The organism is Chromohalobacter sp. HP20-39 (assembly GCF_033052815.1).
Lineage (GTDB): Bacteria > Pseudomonadota > Gammaproteobacteria > Pseudomonadales > Halomonadaceae > Chromohalobacter.
Genome location: NZ_JAWHTP010000001.1, coordinates 121588 through 139054, shown reverse-complemented (window position 1 = coordinate 139054; position 17467 = coordinate 121588). Strand labels below are relative to the sequence as shown.

15 protein-coding genes are annotated in these 17467 nt (G+C 62.0%); 12 read left to right on the top strand and 3 right to left on the bottom strand.

The window, feature by feature from the left end:
• Positions 1-25 precede the first annotated feature (25 nt).
• The 8 genes from RVY79_RS00645 to RVY79_RS00610 all read left to right on the top strand — a co-directional run bounded on the left by RVY79_RS00645 (position 26) and on the right by RVY79_RS00610 (position 8217).
• The gene (locus RVY79_RS00645; protein WP_317462113.1) at positions 26-655 is read left to right on the top strand and encodes an NUDIX domain-containing protein; all 630 of its coding nucleotides are present in this window, start codon (positions 26-28) and stop codon (positions 653-655) included.
• A gap of 3 nt (positions 656-658) precedes the next feature.
• On the top strand, positions 659-1105 hold the full coding sequence (locus RVY79_RS00640; RefSeq protein ID WP_317462112.1) for a DUF1249 domain-containing protein: 447 nt from the start codon (positions 659-661) through the stop codon (positions 1103-1105).
• Positions 1105-1827, top strand: a complete 723-nt coding sequence (locus RVY79_RS00635; RefSeq protein WP_317462649.1) for a metallophosphoesterase — start codon at positions 1105-1107, stop codon at positions 1825-1827. The genes RVY79_RS00640 and RVY79_RS00635 overlap by 1 nt, the downstream gene beginning before the upstream one ends.
• Before the next feature lie 172 nt (positions 1828-1999).
• A complete protein-coding gene (cysD, locus tag RVY79_RS00630; protein WP_317462111.1) occupies positions 2000-2917 on the top strand; it encodes a sulfate adenylyltransferase subunit CysD in 918 nt (305 codons plus the stop codon).
• 103 nt (positions 2918-3020) lie between these two features.
• The gene (locus RVY79_RS00625) at positions 3021-3377 is read left to right on the top strand and encodes a four helix bundle protein (protein WP_280564846.1); all 357 of its coding nucleotides are present in this window, start codon (positions 3021-3023) and stop codon (positions 3375-3377) included.
• 77 nt (positions 3378-3454) lie between these two features.
• Positions 3455-4897, top strand: coding sequence for a sulfate adenylyltransferase subunit CysN (cysN, locus tag RVY79_RS00620; RefSeq protein ID WP_317462110.1), 1443 nt, complete (start codon positions 3455-3457; stop codon positions 4895-4897).
• Between the two features lie 180 nt (positions 4898-5077).
• Positions 5078-5989 (top strand): serine O-acetyltransferase EpsC, encoded by a 912-nt coding sequence (gene epsC, locus RVY79_RS00615; protein ID WP_317462109.1) that lies wholly within the window; start codon positions 5078-5080, stop codon positions 5987-5989.
• Positions 5990-6141: 152 nt separating this feature from the next.
• Positions 6142-8217 (top strand): LTA synthase family protein, encoded by a 2076-nt coding sequence (locus RVY79_RS00610; protein ID WP_317462108.1) that lies wholly within the window; start codon positions 6142-6144, stop codon positions 8215-8217.
• 2 nt (positions 8218-8219) lie between these two features.
• Here the strand turns inward: RVY79_RS00610 and RVY79_RS00605 are convergent, their stop codons facing one another.
• The 3 genes from RVY79_RS00605 to cmoA all read right to left on the bottom strand — a co-directional run bounded on the left by RVY79_RS00605 (position 8220) and on the right by cmoA (position 10812).
• Positions 8220-9008 carry an ABC transporter ATP-binding protein gene (locus tag RVY79_RS00605; protein WP_317462107.1) on the bottom strand — a complete coding sequence of 263 codons (789 nt, stop codon included), beginning with the start codon at positions 9006-9008 and terminating at the stop codon, positions 8220-8222.
• Positions 9009-9071: 63 nt separating this feature from the next.
• A complete protein-coding gene (cmoB, locus tag RVY79_RS00600) occupies positions 9072-10076 on the bottom strand; it encodes a tRNA 5-methoxyuridine(34)/uridine 5-oxyacetic acid(34) synthase CmoB (RefSeq protein WP_317462106.1) in 1005 nt (334 codons plus the stop codon).
• On the bottom strand, positions 10069-10812 hold the full coding sequence (cmoA, locus tag RVY79_RS00595) for a carboxy-S-adenosyl-L-methionine synthase CmoA (RefSeq protein ID WP_317462105.1): 744 nt from the start codon (positions 10810-10812) through the stop codon (positions 10069-10071). Before cmoA ends, cmoB begins: the two co-directional genes overlap by 8 nt.
• A 117-nt stretch (positions 10813-10929) precedes the next feature.
• Here cmoA and pgi point away from each other — a divergent pair, with 117 nt between their 5' ends.
• From pgi to parC, 4 genes are read left to right on the top strand one after another with little or no spacing between them, the layout of a single operon-like run.
• Positions 10930-12609, top strand: a complete 1680-nt coding sequence (gene pgi, locus RVY79_RS00590; protein WP_317462104.1) for a glucose-6-phosphate isomerase — start codon at positions 10930-10932, stop codon at positions 12607-12609.
• Positions 12610-12661: 52 nt separating this feature from the next.
• Complete coding sequence (locus RVY79_RS00585) at positions 12662-13315, top strand: YqiA/YcfP family alpha/beta fold hydrolase (RefSeq protein WP_317462103.1); 654 nt, start codon at positions 12662-12664, stop codon at positions 13313-13315.
• A 10-nt stretch (positions 13316-13325) separates the two neighbouring features.
• Positions 13326-15206 carry a DNA topoisomerase IV subunit B gene (gene parE, locus RVY79_RS00580; RefSeq protein ID WP_317462102.1) on the top strand — a complete coding sequence of 627 codons (1881 nt, stop codon included), beginning with the start codon at positions 13326-13328 and terminating at the stop codon, positions 15204-15206.
• Positions 15203-17461 carry a DNA topoisomerase IV subunit A gene (gene parC / locus RVY79_RS00575; protein WP_317462101.1) on the top strand — a complete coding sequence of 753 codons (2259 nt, stop codon included), beginning with the start codon at positions 15203-15205 and terminating at the stop codon, positions 17459-17461. The genes parE and parC overlap by 4 nt, the downstream gene beginning before the upstream one ends.
• Positions 17462-17467 lie beyond the last annotated feature (6 nt).

Here is a 17467-nt window from a genome sequence, read left to right as displayed (position 1 = left end):
TGCGGTTTTACTGTCAGGAGGCGTCATGGCTGAACAGTCCCACCCTTACACGCCGCGTTATGCGCATGAGTCGGTCGAGGAGCGCTTCGATGAAACGCTTCAGGCGGGATTTTTCAGTCTCGAGCGGCGTCATTATCGGCATCGTCGTTTCGACGGCCGGTGGAGCGAGCGGGTCATCCGTGAAGTCCATGTGCGCCACGACGCGGTCGGTGTGCTGCTTTATGATCCGCAGCGCGATTGCGTGGTGCACGTCGAACAGATACGTGCCGGCACATTGGATGATCCGCTAAGCCCCTGGAAGCTGGAGCCTGTGGCGGGGTTGGTCGACGCGGGTGAAACTACCGCCGAGGTCGCTCGCCGTGAAGCGCAGGAAGAAGCCGGCTGCGAGATCGGCGAGTTGATCGAGCTGTATACGTACTATCCGAGCCCCGGTGCATGCACGGAGCGGGTTACCTTATTCTGTGGGTTGGTGGATAGCGACGGTGTGGGCGGTGTGCACGGTCTCGAGAGCGAAAACGAAGACATTCAGGTCCACGTGTTGTCCTTTGCCGAGACCTGGGCGCTTCTCGAGCAAGGTATCATCGATAACGCGATGTCCCTGATCGCATTGAATTGGTTGGTGCGTGAGCGTGCCTCACTACGGGCAAGGAGGTAGGGGATGACGAAAGCAGCCTATGTCAACGACCTCAAGTCCCTGCAGGGCGAGTGCACGGCCAACTACCTGCGCCTGAGTCGCCTGCTCGGCGATATGGATGCCGGCGAGACGCGTGAGGTCGCCCTGGCCGGCGAGCATCGCCGCTTCGGCTCGTTATGGCTGGAAGTGCTCGAATGCGCGCCTTACACCACCATTTGCCGCGTTTCGCAGAGTGGTGTGCTGGACGGCATCATCGAGTCGCCGCGCATGCGCGTGCATCTGTATCACGATGCGCGCATGGCGGAGGTCACCGACTTCCAGCGCCAGCGGCATTTCCATGGCCGCTATCGCTATCCCAACGCGCGCATGCATCAGCCCGACGAAAAACTCCAGCTCAATCGGTTCCTGGGGGAATGGCTGGAACATGGGTTGGCCCACGGCTTGACCGTGGACGTGCCGGAGCTGCCTTGATGCGCCTGATCCAGATCAGCGATTGTCATCTCTGTGCCAATCCCGAGGCGCGTTCGCGCATTGGCTACCCGCTGAGCCAGTTGCGCGCTGTCGTCGCTCGGGCGCGGCGCTTGCGTCCGGACATCGTGCTGGTCAGCGGCGATATCGGGCATGACGAATCCCCGGCCGCGTACCGCCATGCCTTCGAGGTCTTCGCTGAATTCGAATGTCCATGGTTCTGGATGACCGGCAATCACGACCATCCCGAGTTCATGGAAGAGCTGCATCCTTTCCACGATGAACTCGACCTCGGGGACTGGCGACTGTTGTTGCTGGATTCCCGAGTACCCGGTCAGGCCGGCGGGGAGCTCGGCCAAGACGCCTTGCAGGAGCTTGCCGTGCGCCTCGAGGAAGACGACCGTCCCACGTTGCTGGCCATGCACCATCCGCCATTGTCGGTCGGCTCGGCGTGGATGGATGCCCTGGGGCTGGCGGATCGTGAGGCATTCTGGCAGACGTTGGCCGCCTATGCTCAGGTGCGGGCGGTGCTGTGTGGGCATATTCACCAGGCTTTTGCGGCACGGCACGGCGACATTGCCGTTTACGGCTGCCCCGCGACTGCCGATCAGTTTCTTCCTCGGCAAGACGATTTCACGCTCGACGAAGCCTCCCGTCCCGGCTTTCGGATCGTTGATCTGGAAGGGCAACGGTTGTCGACTTGGGTGGAGCGTGTCGACCCTTGACTGCGTCTGATCGCGTTGCGTTAGAGCCCTTTTATTCTTAATCGTGCTTAAAAGATATTTCTTAATTCTTTGACGTTATCATGTGTCTCTGGGTACCGTGAGCGCCATGACGCGTAGAGTGGCGGCCCACGAATTCTCTCACCGCCATTGAACCTGAATTTCCGGATACTCTATGACCGAAATCTCACCCGAACGCCAGACCCACTTGAAGCAGCTCGAGGCGGAGTCGATCCGTATCATCCGCGAGGTGGCCGCCGAATTCGCCAACCCGGTGATGCTGTATTCCATCGGCAAGGATTCGTCGGTGATGCTGCATCTGGCGCGCAAGGCGTTTTATCCCGGCACGCCGCCGTTCCCGTTGATGCATGTCAACACCACCTGGAAGTTCCGCGAGATGATCGAGTTTCGCGACCGCATGGCGGACGAGGTGGGCATGGAGTTGATCGAGCATATCAATCAGGAAGGCGTCGAGGCGGGTATCAACCCGTTCGATCACGGCAGTGCCAAGCATACCGACATCATGAAGACCCAGGCGCTCAAGCAGGCCCTGGACAAGTACGGCTTCGATGCCGCCTTCGGCGGCGCGCGCCGCGACGAAGAAGCCTCTCGCGCCAAGGAGCGTGTCTACTCCTTCCGCGACAAGCACCACCGCTGGGACCCCAAGAACCAGCGCCCGGAGCTGTGGAGCATCTATAACGGCAAGATCAACAAGGGCGAGTCGATTCGCGTCTTCCCGCTCTCCAACTGGACCGAGCTGGATATCTGGCAGTACATCTATCTCGAATCGATCCCCATCGTCCCGTTGTATTACGCCGCCCCGCGCCCGGTGGTCGAGCGCGACGGCACGTGGATCATGGTCGACGACGACCGCATGCCGCTGGAGGAAGGCGAAGTGCCCGAAGAGAAGTGGGTACGCTTCCGCACGCTCGGCTGCTACCCGCTCACCGGCGCGGTGGAGTCATATGCCGACACGCTGCCCGAGATCATCCAGGAAATGCTGCTGACCAAGACCAGCGAACGCTCCGGCCGTACGATCGACAAAGACCAAGCCGGCAGCATGGAGCGCAAGAAGCGGGAAGGGTACTTCTAACGCGCCGGGCGGCGAGCTACGGGCCACGAGCGGCGGGCTGCGGGCCGCGAGCTTCGGGCTACGAGCTACGGGCCACGAGCTAAAAAGCTAACAAGGAACGTACATGCGACATGAACAAATGGAAGTTTGGCAGCGTAGCAAACGCCTGAGTGTCGATGTTTATCGGGAGCTTCGTAGCCTCCGAGATTTTGGCTTTAAAGACCAAATTACGCGCTCCGCACTGTCCATTCCTAGCAATATTGCCGAAGGTTTCGAGCGCTTTACCGAACGCGAGAAGTTCCGTTTCGTTTCAATCGCCAAAGGCTCTTGTGGGGAGTTCGCGACGCAAGCTTTGATAGGCATCGAAGTTGGCTACATTCCTGACGAGATAGGTCAGCAGTGGCGTAGTGAAGCGATGGCTCTGTCGCGAATGCTTGGTTCCTTGCTCAAATCCCTATCCAACAGCCCCCGGCTGTCATAACTGAACATGAAGAGAGCACGACCTGCTCGTAGCCCGAAGCGCGTGGCTCGCAGCGTCAGTGCCACCAGGAGAGAATTATGTCTCATGCATCGCCGATGATTGCCGACGATATCGAGTCCTACCTGCACGAGCATGAAAACAAGGATCTCTTGCGTTTCATCACCTGCGGGAGCGTCGACGACGGCAAGTCGACCCTGATCGGGCGGCTGCTGCACGATTCCAAGATGATCTACGAGGATCAACTGGCGGCGATCACCCAGGCCTCCAAGACCAGCGGTACCACCGGCGACAAGGTCGATCTGGCGCTGCTGGTCGACGGTCTGCAGTCCGAGCGTGAGCAGGGCATCACCATCGATGTTGCCTATCGGTACTTCTCCACCGACAAGCGCAAGTTCATCATCGCCGATACGCCGGGCCACGAGCAGTACACCCGCAACATGGCGACCGGTGCCTCCACGGCCAGCCTCGCGGTGATCCTGATCGATGCGCGTCACGGCGTCCAGACTCAGACTCGGCGGCACAGCTTCATCGCCGACCTGCTGGGCATCCAGCACCTGGTGATCGCCGTCAACAAGATGGACCTGGTCGGCTATTCCCAGGCGCGTTTCGACGAGATCGTCGCCGAGTACCGCGACTTCGCCGCCAAACTCAATGCCCCCGACATCCATTTCGTGCCGCTGTCCGCGCTGGAAGGCGATAACGTCGTCAATCGCAGCGAGAACATGCCCTGGTACCGTGTCGAGGGCCAGCCCGGGACGCCGTTGCTCGAGCTGCTCGAGACCGTCGAGGTCACCTACGATCAGAACCTGACGGACCTGCGCTTGCCGGTGCAGTACGTCAACCGCCCGCATCTCGACTTCCGCGGCTACTGCGGCACGCTCGAGGCCGGCATCCTGCGGCCCGGCCAGGCGGTCAAGGTGCTGCCCTCGGGCAAGCACTCCACGGTCGAGCGCATCGTCACCTTCGACGGCGATCTCGAGGTGGCTTATCCGGGGCAGGCGATCACCGTCACCCTGAGTGACGAGATCGACATCTCGCGGGGCGACTGGCTGGTCGCCGCCGACGCCGAGGTGCCACTGGCCGATGTCTTCGAGGCCGACATCGTATGGATGCATGACACCGCTCTCGAGCCCGGCCGGCTTTATGACCTCAAGCTCGCCACCCGGGATCTGGCCGGTAAGGTGAGCCAGATCGACTACCAGATCGACGTCAACACGCTCGCGCATCACGCCGCCGAGACCCTGGGGCTTAATGCCATCGGCCGCTGCCGCATCGAGGTGGCCGGCACGCTGCCGGTGGACGATTACCGCGTCAGCCCCGGCACCGGCAGCTTCATCGTCATCGACCGGCTGACCAACGTCACCGTGGGTGCGGGGATGGTGCGAGGCGCGGCCGAAGGTGCTGGTACGGGCACTGGCGAGGTGGATTGGCAAGCCTTCGAAGTCGAGCTCAATGCCTTGGTTCGAAAGTATTTCCCGCATTGGGAGGCGAAAGACGTTCGCTCACTACTGGGGCGCTGAGAGACTGATCTCGGTGCATCGCATGCCCTTTCTCGCTTGCGAGAAAGGGCATTTTGCATGGTGCCCTCAAGGAGCGGCGTGTGATGGGACATGGTCTACTTGTATGCGACACCGAGGTCGCACTCGACCATGAGGCGGCTTATCATGAGGCACTCGCATTCATTGAGGACACGGTGAGGTATGCATAACGTCGATTGGCAGCTTGAAAAAATCGTGACGCAGTTGAGAGCCACCCGGGAAACCTGGCGCGAGCGTCATGGTCGTTCGCGCGAGCGTGGCTGTCGTGAACTGCCGTCGCGGAGTGCCATTCGTGTCATCACCGACGACTTGATCGGGGCGTTGTTTCCGATGCGTCTCGGCCCCAGTGACCTGCGTCGCGAGAGCGAGGATTTCTACGTGGGCCATACGCTGGATGCCACTCTCAATGCGCTGTGCCACGAGGTGCGCTTGGAACTCAAGTACATTGCTCGCCAACTCGGACACGATACTGGCGACGTTCAGGCACGGGCGGTAGAAATAGTGAAAGGGTTTGCGGCCCATCTGCCTGAGCTGCGGCGTCGGCTCGATGCCGATGTAATGGCTGCCTATCATGGCGATCCGGCGGCGCGGAGCGTCGATGAGGTGTTGCTGTGCTATCCGGGGGTGCATGCGGTGGTCCACCACCGTATCGCCAATTATTTCTACCAGGAGGACCTTTCGTTGCTGGCGCGCATGATCGCGGAAAGCGCGCATTCCGACACGGGGATCGATATCCACCCTGGCGCGACCATCGGCGAGGGATTCTTCATCGACCATGGCACTGGCGTGGTTATCGGCGAAACCGCGATCATAGGCAATAACGTGCGCCTTTATCAGGCCGTGACATTGGGGGCCAAGCGTTTTCCGGCGGATGAGCGTGGCCACCTGGAAAAAGGCCTGCCGCGCCATCCCATCGTCGAGGACGATGTGGTCATCTACGCCGGAGCGACGATTCTGGGACGTATTACCATCGGCAAGGGCTCAATCATCGGTGGCAATGTCTGGCTGACACGCGACGTGGAGCCAGGCAGTAACGTGACGCAGGCCAATCTGCAGAGCGGTCCCTGCCCGTAAGGCAATGGGCGCTAGGCGGCATCGCGACGCGCGGCTTCGGCCGCGCGTCGTCGTTTCTGAAGGTTTTCATTTATCCCAATTAGCAAGCTAACGTATCGCCAGAGTCGTTCAAGGTCGGTATAGTGTCCGCGCTTATCAGGCTGAGATGACATATGTATAACGATTCTGTGACCGTTTCGCGTTGGCAGCATTGGCGTGAACTGAACCGCCAGTTGTGGCGGTTGGGGCTCATCGGGGTAGCGACCCTGACTTTGATGCGTGTTCTATTGTGGCAGTTGAATGCGCCCCCAACCCTGGAAGTGCCCGTCGGCGAGATGTGGCAAGCCTTCTGGATGGGGTTGCGTTTCGATGCCAAGATCATGGCGGTCCTTCTGGGGCCATGGCTGATAGTGGCCACGGCGTTGCTTCCCTTGCCGCGCGTCTTTATGGCCGGCTGGCGCCGCTTGTGGCTGGTCTGGGCCATCGCGATCATGGCCTTGGTCAATCTCTTGGCGCTGATCAACCATTTCTTTTTTACCTTTTATCAAGGGCCGATCAATTCGCTGATCTTCGGGCTGTTCGAAGACGATACCCAGGCGGTGCTGCAGACGATATGGAGCGATTATCCCTTTATACCCTTGCTGATCGTCTTGATCGGCATGACGGGAACCCAGGTTGCCCTGATGCGGCGCGGCCGTCGACATGAACGGCGTCAACTGGGATGGCGTAGGGCTACTCTGCTGGTGGTGGCTTCCTGGGTGGCATTGATAGGGTTGGGACGCGGCACGCTAGGGACGTTTCCACTGCGCGAGATGCACATGGCGGTGTCGTCGAACTCCTTCATCAACGACCTGGTGCCCAGTGGGCCGGAGGCGCTTTATCTGGCCTGGAAGGAGCGACAGGTCAACCGGATCGGGGATGATCCACAGTCGGGCCTGGCGCGTTATGGCTTCAATTCTCCCATGGCGGCGGCAGAGGTGCTTGGCTGGTCGCAGGCGGATACCCCCCAGGCGGTTCTTGGCCACATGACCGAGACGACCCCCGTGCGACCCGCAGCAAAAGCGAAGCCACCGCATGTCGTGTTCAGTTTGATGGAAAGCTGGGGACGTCATCCGTTGGATTTCGATGACCCCGAGAATAACGACCTACTGGGCCGCTTGCGCCCCTGGGTGAAGGAAAAGGCGGATTACTTTCCGCATGCGCTATCGGCTGAGAACGGTACACATCCCTCCCTAGAGGGGCTGCTACTCGACACGCCGATCAGTCCGTTGACGCAAAGTCGTTATGGTTATCGTCAGTATTCCACGTCGACGGTGCTGCCGTATGAACGCGCAGGCTATCATACCGTCTTCCTGACGGCGGGCTCGACGCAGTGGCGTGACCTCGACGATGCGCTCAAGCGTCAAGGTTTCGACGAAGTGTTGGGCGAAAGCGCGATTCGGGAGCGTTTCCCTGAGGCTAAAGGCAGCACCTGGGGGCTCTATGACGAGTGGATGTTCCGTTACGCCGAGGAACTTCTAAAGCAAGCCGAAGCCAATGATGAGAAGTTGCTGCTGGTGATGCTATCGATCACCAATCATCCGCCGTACAAGATCCCGGAAGACTACGATCCCGGGCCCCTGGATGTCTCTCGGCTGGGCGATGAATTAGCCGTCTCGCCCGAGTTCGGCACCTCGATCCTCGAGACCTACCAATACGCCAATGACAGCATGGGGCGCTTCCTGAATCATCTCGAAGCCGATGGGTTGATGGACCATACGCTGTTCGCGGCTACCGGTGATCACAACACGCGCTCCCTCATTCAGTATCCCGACGCGCATGATCTGTTCGATCAGTTCGGGGTGCCGATTCTGATGTGGATTCCACCGGCCTACCGAAATGGTGGCGAGGCGCAGGTCGATGACTGGACCAGTCATCGGGATATTTTCCCGACGCTGTGGGCGCATTCGCTTTCCAACGCGCAGGTGCCGTGGATGGGGCGTGATCTGTACACGCCAGAGCCGTCGCCGATGGCGTTGACGTTCAATCAGCAGGATGGCGGGCAAGGCGTTATGATCAGTGACGCGGGCGCAGCCACGAGTCTCGCCAACCCTACCTATTATCGTTGGTCGGACGACGCGCTGCAGGCGGTTGAATCCCCCTCGCGAGCCCTTAAGGAGCAGACGCAGCGAGCACGGGCGCGTATGGCGCTGGAAGACTGGCGCATCCGGCGTGAGGCCTTGCAGGTCGACACGCCGGAGACCGATTGACGTCAGGACGTGGCGCTCGGGGCCGTGGGGTGCGATCTTTCCGCCTTCGGCGGCGTCACCTGTACCTTCAGCACATGACGCACCGAGGGCGTGAGGTTGGTGCAGCGTGCGCCGGGGCCCATCCACCACACGCGATCACAGCAGGCGAGACTCGCGTCGCACTGGCTGACGACCGGCACGATACACAAGCGGTGGCGCCGTGAGGCGGCACCTAGATCGGCGAGTAGGCGCTGTTCTTCCTCGGGCGCCAGAGGCTCGAGGTCGAGCAGCAGGATGCCGTTGTCGCGCCGCTGCCGGAATGGGCAGTGGGGTGCCGCTGTGACTTGGCACAGCGAGCGCGCGATCATCGCGCGTTGGGCATTCGCCGGGTCGAGTTCTCCCAAGCGTTGGTCGCCCATGACCTGCAGGTCGAGCGCTTCGAGCGCCGTCTCAACCGCAAGCGGAAGGCAGGGCGGCGAGCTGGCGCCGTGTTGCGTGACGCGTGAGCAACTCTCCAGCAGGCCCAGCCCGACGAGGTCGCGCACGCGCCAATCGGCCAAGCTTTGCGGTGGTGCGACGACATGCGCGATGCGTTGGGCACGATAGGTGCTGGGCCAGCAGTGCAGGGGCTGGCCGTCGAGGCAGATGCTGCCGCGCGTGGGTCGGTAGAGACCGGCGAGCAAGCCGATCAGGGTACTCTTGCCGGCGCCATGCGGTCCGCAGATGCCGAGTAGTTCGCCCGGCACCAGACGATCATTGAAGGGCATCAGGCGCGGAACTCCCTCCAGGGCCGTATTGAAGAGCGACAGCATGACAGGCCTCCTTCGACGTCGATAATGATAAACATTATCGTTCGCATGTCGACGAAGGGCAAGTCACTCAGGCTTGCGCGCCACCAGTACGGCACGGCGTGGCGCCGGATAGCCTTCGAGGGTCAACGTGGGATCCTCGGGATCGAGAAAGTTGGCCAACGACTGGAACGTCATCCACGGAGTGCTGCGCTGTTCTTTCAGCGATGTCGGAGCCTCGTCGACGATCCTCACGTCCTCGAAACCGCAGCGTTCGAGCCAGTGCGACAGCGCCTTTGATGAGGGCAAGAAGTAGACGTTGGGCATGGCGGCGTAACGCTCGCCGGGCATGAACACGGTGGTGACATCGCCCTCCACGACCAGGGTCTCGAGGACCAGTTCACCGCCGGGGCGCAGTGTGTCGCGCAGTTGTGCCAGATGCTCGAGCGGGGAAGGGCGGTGGTAGAGCACGCCCATCGAGAAAGTGGTGTCGAACGCTTCGAGTTGTGGAGGAACGTCCTCGATGCCGACCGGCAGGAAATGTGTGCGCCATGCGTCGGCATCGCCTACGAAATGGCGTATGGCCTGAAACTGGAAATAGAAGCGTGGCGACGGGTCGATGACCAGCACGAACGCCGCACCCGCACCGGCCATGCGCCAGGCGTGATAGCCGTTGCCGCCGCCGACATCCAGCACGCGGCGTCCCTCGAGCGGTGATAGGTGCGGTGCGACGCGCTGCCATTTCCAGTCCGAACGCCATTCGGTATCGATGTGGATGCCGCCCAGGGTGTAGGGTCCCTTGCGCCAGGGCATCAACTTGCGCAGCAGGTTCTCGCACTGGCGTTGTTGACTCTCGGTGAGCGTGACATCGACATGCACGCTGTCCTGGTCAAGGGCGATATGACGCGCCTCGGGCAATGCCGGGAGTTTGGCGACGGCCTTCTCCCAGGCGGGTAGATCGCCGAAGCGTCGACGGTCCAGGCCGTTGGCGAGTTGCGTCGGGAGCTGCGCAATCCATTCGGTCAGACCGTGGTCCAGGAAAGCATCGAACAGCGCACGTTGGCTACGGTCGAGGGGGAAGCGATCAGGCATCCTTGAAGGCCACCATCGAGGCGAAATTGAGATACTGAAACCAGGTGCTGACGCGCGTAAAGCCAGCGCTACGCAGACGGGCGTGATGCGCCTCGAGGGTGTCTGGCACCAGCACGTTTTCCAGCGCCGTGCGCTTCTGGCTGATTTCCATGTCGCTGTAGCCGTTGGCACGCTTGAAATCGTGGTAGCGTTCCACCAGCCAGGCGTTTTCCTGCTCGTCGGGCAGCACGATCTTCTCCGAAAGCACCAGCACACCGCCGGGTTCCAGAGCGCCGTACAGGCGCTCGATGACCGCACGGCGGTCCTCGGGAGGCAAGAATTGTAACGTGAAGTTGAGCACGATCATGCCGGCGGGTCGGTAATCGACGTGACGGATATCGCCTTCGATGATATCGATGCGATGATCAGGACATTCCTCGCCGAGCGTTTCGCGCGCTCGGGCGACCATCGTGGGTGACAGGTCGACCCCGGTCAGGGTAAAGGCCTCGGGCGGCAAACGCCCGGCGAGGGCCAGGGTCACTGCGCCTAATGAGCAGCCCAGGTCGTAGACATGTGCGCCGAAACGCAGGTGACGTTCGGCGATCAAGCCCAGCATGCCCAGTATCTGGCCATAGCCGGGTACCGAGCGACGGATCATGTCGGGAAAGCAGGCGACGACCTGTTCGTCGAAGGAAAAGTTGGCCACCCGGTCGAGGGGTGTCGAAAAGATCGCGTCACGGTAAGATGCGTCACTCATGAGGCACTCATCGAGTCGAGGCGTGGCCGGGCCACAGGGAATGGCGCATTGTACGCGCCGCGCCGTGGCTGTGCACCCGCAGGGCCATTAGCGAGCTTGTCAAGGAGAGTACGAGTCATGACCCAGTCAACCATGATCCACCATTCGCCGGCCTGGCAAAGGCTCGCCGCGCATGCCACTGAGATGCGTGATGTGCATCTCAAGAGCTTGTTTGCCGAGCATCCCGATCGTTCTGCGCGCTTTACGCGACGCGGGGTAGGGCTGACGCTGGATCTTTCCAAACATCGCTGGCGTGACGAGACGCTGTCGATGCTGCTCGAGTTGGCCCGCGAGGCCGATCTCGAGGGAGCCATCATGCGTCTGCAAGACGGCGAGCGGGTCAATCTCTCCGAGGACCGCCCGGCCTTGCATACCGCCTTGCGCCTGCCACCCGAGGCGAGCCTGGTGGTCGAGGGCGAGGATGTCGTTCCCGATGTCCACGAGACGCTGGCCCGCATGCAGGCGATGGTCGAAAAATGTCACGCCGGGCAATGGCGCGGTGCCACGGGACGGCCGATCACCGACGTGGTGAACCTGGGCGTCGGCGGCTCCGACCTGGGCCCTTTGATGGTGACCCACGCCCTGGCCGATTATCGCCCGCGCGACGTGCATCAGGTCGATATTCATTTCGCCTCGACCATGGATGGCTCGCAACTCGCCGACTATCTGACCCGCTTCAACCCGGCCACCACGTTGTTCGTGCTGTCATCGAAGTCGTTTACCACCATCGATACGCTATCCAACGCCTCGACCGCGCGCGACTGGTTGATGACGCGCTTGGCCGACGGCGGTCAAGACACCCAGATGAGCGAGCTGGTGATGCGTCAGCATTTCATCGGTGTCTCGGCCAAGCCCGAGAAAATGAGCGAGTGGGGCATCGATCCGCGTCATCAGTTGCGCTTCTGGGAGTGGGTCGGCGGGCGTTATTCGCTATGGGGTGCGATTGGCTTGCCCATTGCGCTGGCGGTGGGCATGGACAACTTCCGCGAGCTGCTGGCGGGCGCCCACGAGATGGATCGCCACTTCCGCGAGACACCGCTCGAGGACAACCTGCCGGTGCTGCTGGCCTTGGCGGGCATCTGGAATGTCAACTTCCTGGATGTGCGCGCGCACTCGATTCTGCCTTATGATGGCCGGCTCGAATACTTCGCCAGTTATCTCGAACAGCTCGAGATGGAATCCAACGGCAAGTCGGTCACCAATAGTGGCGAGATCACGCCGTACTCCACCTGCCCGGTACTGTGGGGACAGCTTGGCCCCAACGCGCAACACGCCTTCTATCAGTTGCTGCATCAGGGCACTCAGGCGGTGGAGTGCGATTTCATTGCCCCGGTGCGACGCTACGATCGGGTCGAGGACCCGGCCACGCGGGCGCACCTCAAGGCCCAGCACCGCTTGACGCTGGCCAACTGCATCGCCCAATCGCGGGTCTTGATGCTCGGCGACGAGGCCCTGCCCAGCGATGCTCCGCGCCCCAGTCACAAGCGCTACCGTGGCAATCAGCCCTCGACCACGCTGCTGCTCGACCGCCTGACGCCCCGCACATTGGGCGCGTTGATCGCACTCTACGAGCACAAGGTGTTCGTGCAGGCCACCCTCTGGGACATCAACCCCTTCGATCAATGGGGCGTGGAATTGGGCAAGCAGATCGCCTCCGAAACCGAGCAGATTCTGGCCTCGCGGCGCGGTGCTGAGACGCTGGACGATTCCAGCCGGGGCCTACTCGATGCTGTATGGCAAGCACAGGACGGAACATGATACTGGCTGTTTGTACAGGTTGTGCGGTATGCTGACGAGGCCCGTAGCGAATATGACGCCTGTTGCCAATATGACGCCCGTGGCCAATGTTTTGTACCTGCACGGTTTCAACAGTGGTGCGGCGTCGCCCAAGGCGCGCTTGATCGCGGCCACCTGCGAGTGTCTGGCGAGCGAAGGTGTGGCGCCCCCCAGGTGCGTTACGCCGCAATTGCCGCATCGCCCCGATGAAGCCTTGGCATGCGCTGAGCGCGAGTTGCATGCCCTGGGCAATGACACCTTGCTGATCGGCAGTTCGATGGGGGGCTTTTTGGCTACCTGCCTGGCCGAACGCTTCGGAGTGCGCGCGGTGTTGATCAACCCCGCGGTACGGCCGGCACGCTTGGTGACGCAATGGATGGGCGCGCCGTTGGAAAATCCTTATACCCATGAGCGTTTCACCATCGACGCACGCCATGGCGAAGCGCTCGAGGCCATGACGCCCGCCGCCGTCATCGACCCGAGCCGCTATCAAGTGCTGCTGGGCAGCGCCGATGAAACACTGGATTGCCGCGATGCGCTGGCTTTTTATGCCGGTGCTTCGATGCTCGTGCATCCCGGCGGCGATCACGGCTTCAGTGCCCTGGCCGATTATTTGCCGGCCATCTTCGCGCATGGTGGTTGGACGCTGCACGCACGATCGTACGCGCGCTCTGACGAACTCACTTAATGGACACCGCATGACGCAATACAGTGCCAGTTCCATCGAGGTCCTGTCGGGACTCGACCCGGTGCGCAAGCGCCCCGGAATGTACACCGATACCAGTCGCCCCAACCATCTCGTGCAGGAGGTCATCGATAACAGCGTCGACGAGGCGCTGGCCGGTCATGCGCAGCATATTCGTGTGCAGCTGCATGACGATGGCGGCATCGAGGTCTCTGATGACGGACGCGGCATGCCCATCGATGTACATCCCGAGCATGGGGTGTCTGGCGTCGAACTCATCCTGACGCGATTGCATGCGGGCGGTAAGTTCTCGCAATCGAGCTACCGTTTCTCGGGTGGCCTGCATGGTGTCGGGGTGTCGGTGGTCAATGCGCTGTCGCGGCGCCTGGAAATCGAGGTCTGCCGCGACGGCGACCGCCACGGCATGGCCTTCGCCCACGGCGATAAGGTAGAGGAACTCGCCGTCGTTGGGTCGTGTGCCAAGAAGGCCACGGGTACGGTAGTGCGCTTCTGGCCGGATGACAGCTATTTCGATAGCCCTAAGCTGTCGTTGCCACGTCTTCAGCACCTGCTGCGCGCCAAGGCGGTCCTCTGCCCGGGGCTCGAGGTGACACTGGTGGATACCGACGGCAGCCAGAACGTCTGGCAATACGCCGACGGCTTGCGCGATTATCTGGCCCAGGCCACCGACGACGTCGAAACGCTGCCTTCCTCGCCGTTTCTCGGTCATTTCGAGGACGATGATCAGGGCGTCGATTGGGCGATCCAGTGGCTGCCGGAAGGCGGTGAGTTACTGCAGGAATCCTACGTCAACTTGATTCCCACCCCGCTCGGCGGGACGCACGTCAACGGCTTGCGCTCGGGGTTGCTCGAGGCGCTGCGTGAATTCTGCGAATACCGCAGCCTGTTACCGCGCGGGGTCAAGTTGACCGGTGATGACCTGTGGGAGCGCGTCGCCTTCGTGCTCTCCGTGAAGCTGCTCGATCCCCAGTTCGCCGGTCAGACCAAGGAGCGACTCTCCTCGCGCGTGGTGGCGGGCTTCGTCTCCGGCGTCGTCAAGGACGCCTTCTCGCTGTGGCTCAACCATCACGTCGACCAAGCCGAGGCGTTGGCCGAACTGGTGATCAATGCCGCCCAGCGGCGCCAGAAGAGCGCCAAGAAGGTGGCGCGCAAGAAGGTGACTTCTGGTCCCGCTCTGCCGGGCAAGCTCGCCGACTGCGCCGGGCAGGACCCGGCGGCTTCCGAGTTGTTCCTGGTCGAGGGCGACAGCGCCGGCGGCAGCGCCAAGCAGGCGCGCGATCGCGAGACGCAGGCCATTCTTCCGCTGCGCGGCAAGATTCTCAACACCTGGGAAGTCGAGGCGCACGATATCTACAGCTCCCAGGAGGTCCACGACATCGCCGTGGCCATCGGCATGGACCCCGGCAGCGATGACCTCACCAAGCTGCGCTATCACAAGATCTGCATCCTCGCGGATGCCGACTCCGACGGCCTGCATATCGCGACCCTGCTGTGTGCGCTGTTCGTGCGCCACTTCCCGTCGCTGGTCGATGCCGGCCATGTCTTCGTGGCCATGCCGCCGCTGTATCGCATCGACCTGGGCAAGGAGGTCCACTATGCCCTCGACGAAAGCGAGAAGACCGCCATCTTGAAGCGCCTGGAAGGTAAGCGTGGCACGCCGAACGTCCAGCGCTTCAAGGGCCTCGGCGAAATGAGTCCGCTGCAATTGCGCGAAACCACCATGGCCGCCGACACGCGCCGCCTCGTGCAACTGACGCTTACCGCGGATGACGGCACCCGCGAGATGATGGACATGCTGCTGGCCAAGAAGCGCGCTAGCGACCGCAAGAGCTGGCTCGAGGATTACGGCAACCTGGCGGAGATCGAGGTATGACCATGGACATCCATGTGGAGGAGGGCGACGTCGAGCGTCTGTCCCTCAAGGAATATACCGAGAAGGCGTATCTCGATTATTCGATGTACGTGATTCTCGACCGGGCGTTGCCGCATATCGGCGACGGCATGAAGCCGGTGCAACGTCGCATTGTTTATGCCATGCGCGAGCTGTCGCTGACGGCGAACGCCAAGTACAAGAAGTCGGCACGCACCGTCGGCGACGTGCTGGGTAAATTCCACCCGCACGGCGACAGCGCCTGTTACGAGGCGATGGTGCTGATGGCGCAGTCGTTCAGCTATCGCTATCCACTGGTCGATGGCCAGGGCAACTGGGGGAGTCCCGACGATCCCAAATCGTTCGCGGCGATGCGCTATACCGAGGCGCGGTTGTCGAAGTTCTCGGAGGTGTTGCTCTCCGAGCTCGGTCAGGGCACCGTCGACTGGACGCCCAACTTCGACGGCACCCTCGACGAGCCGGCCGTACTGCCGGCGCGTTTACCGCATGTGCTGCTCAATGGCGCGACTGGCATCGCGGTGGGCATGGCCACCGATATTCCGCCACATAACGTGCGCGAAGTCGTGGATGCGACCTGCCACCTGCTGCGCCATCCCGAGGCCAACGTCAGTGATCTAATGGCCTACGTACCGGCGCCGGATTTCCCCACCGAAGCGGAAATCATCAGTTCACCGGCCGATCTCGGCAAGCTCTACGAGAGCGGACGCGGCTCGGTAAAACTGCGCGGCCGTTACACGCTCGAAGACAACAATGTCGTGGTCACTGCGCTGCCGTATCAGGTCAGCGGCGCCAAGGTGCTCGAGCAGATCGCCGCGCAGATGCAGGCCAAGAAGCTGCCCATGGTGGCGGATCTGCGTGACGAATCGACCCACGAGACGCCCACGCGGTTGGTGCTGGTGCCGCGCTCCGGCAAGGTCGATGTCGAGGCGCTGATGGCGCATCTTTTCGCCACCACTGACCTCGAGAAGAACGTGCGCGTCAACCTGAACGTGATCGGGCTCGACGGTCGGCCGCGGGTCATGGCGCTCGATGCCATCCTGGGCGAATGGCTGCGTTTTCGCCGAGCGACGGTGCGTCGGCGACTCGAGCATCGTCTCAACAAGGTCGAGGATCGCCTGCATATCCTCGAAGGCTTGCTGGCGGCGTATCTCGATATCGACGAGGTGATCCGCATCATCCGCGAGGAAGACGAGCCCAAACCGGGATTGATCAACGCCTTCGGGCTCAGCGAGCGTCAGGCGGAGGCGATTCTCGAGCTGCGCCTGCGGCATTTGGCCAAGCTCGAGGAGTTCAAGATTCGCGGCGAGCAGGACGAACTGAGCGCCGAACGCGAACGCCTCAAGGAGCTGCTGGGCAACGACGCAGCGCTGACCGACCTGATCGAGCGTGAGTTGCGCCAGGACGCCGACGACTATGGCGATGCACGTCGCGCGCCGCTGGTCGAACGTGGCGAGGCCAAAGCCTTGTCCGAGGTCGAGCTGGTGGGCGCCGATCCGATTACCGTGGTGCTCTCCGAAAAAGGCTGGATTCGTAGTGCCAAGGGCCACGAGATCGATCCTGCAGGGCTTTCCTACAAGGCGGGCGACAGCTTTCATCTGGCTGCACGTGGCAAGTCCAACCAGCCGCTGGTATTGCTCGACGATGCCGGGCGCAGCTATACGCTGAGCGCGCATAATCTGCCCTCGGCTCGTAGTCAGGGCGAGCCCATCACGGGGCGCGTCAACCCCGGCGCCGGGGCGCGCATGGTGGGGGTGATGCTCGATGTCCCCAAGGCACGCTATCTGCTGGCCTCCGATGGCGGCTACGGCTTCATCGCCCGGCTCGAGGATCTGATCGGCAAGAGCAAGGCGGGCAAGGCCGCGCTCAGCGTACCCAAGGGCTGCAATGTCATGCCGCCGGTCGCGGTGCCGGAAGGTGAGGGCACGCGCATCGCCGTGGTCTCCAACGAGGGGCGTTTGCTGGTCTTTCCGCTCGAGCAACTGCCGGTCATGGCCAAGGGCAAGGGCAATAAAATGATCGACATCCCCGGCGCCAGGGCCGCCAACCGGGAGGAATTCGTGCGCGACCTGGCCATGCTACCGGCCGGTGCCTCGTTGGTGGTGCATGCCGGCAAACGCAAGCAGACGCTCTCGAGTCGCGATATCGACTATTACGTCGGTGAGCGGGGTCGGCGGGGAAGCAAGTTGTCGCGAGGCTTCCAGAAAGTCGACCGGCTAGAGGTCGAAGAAAGAGGTTAGAAGAGG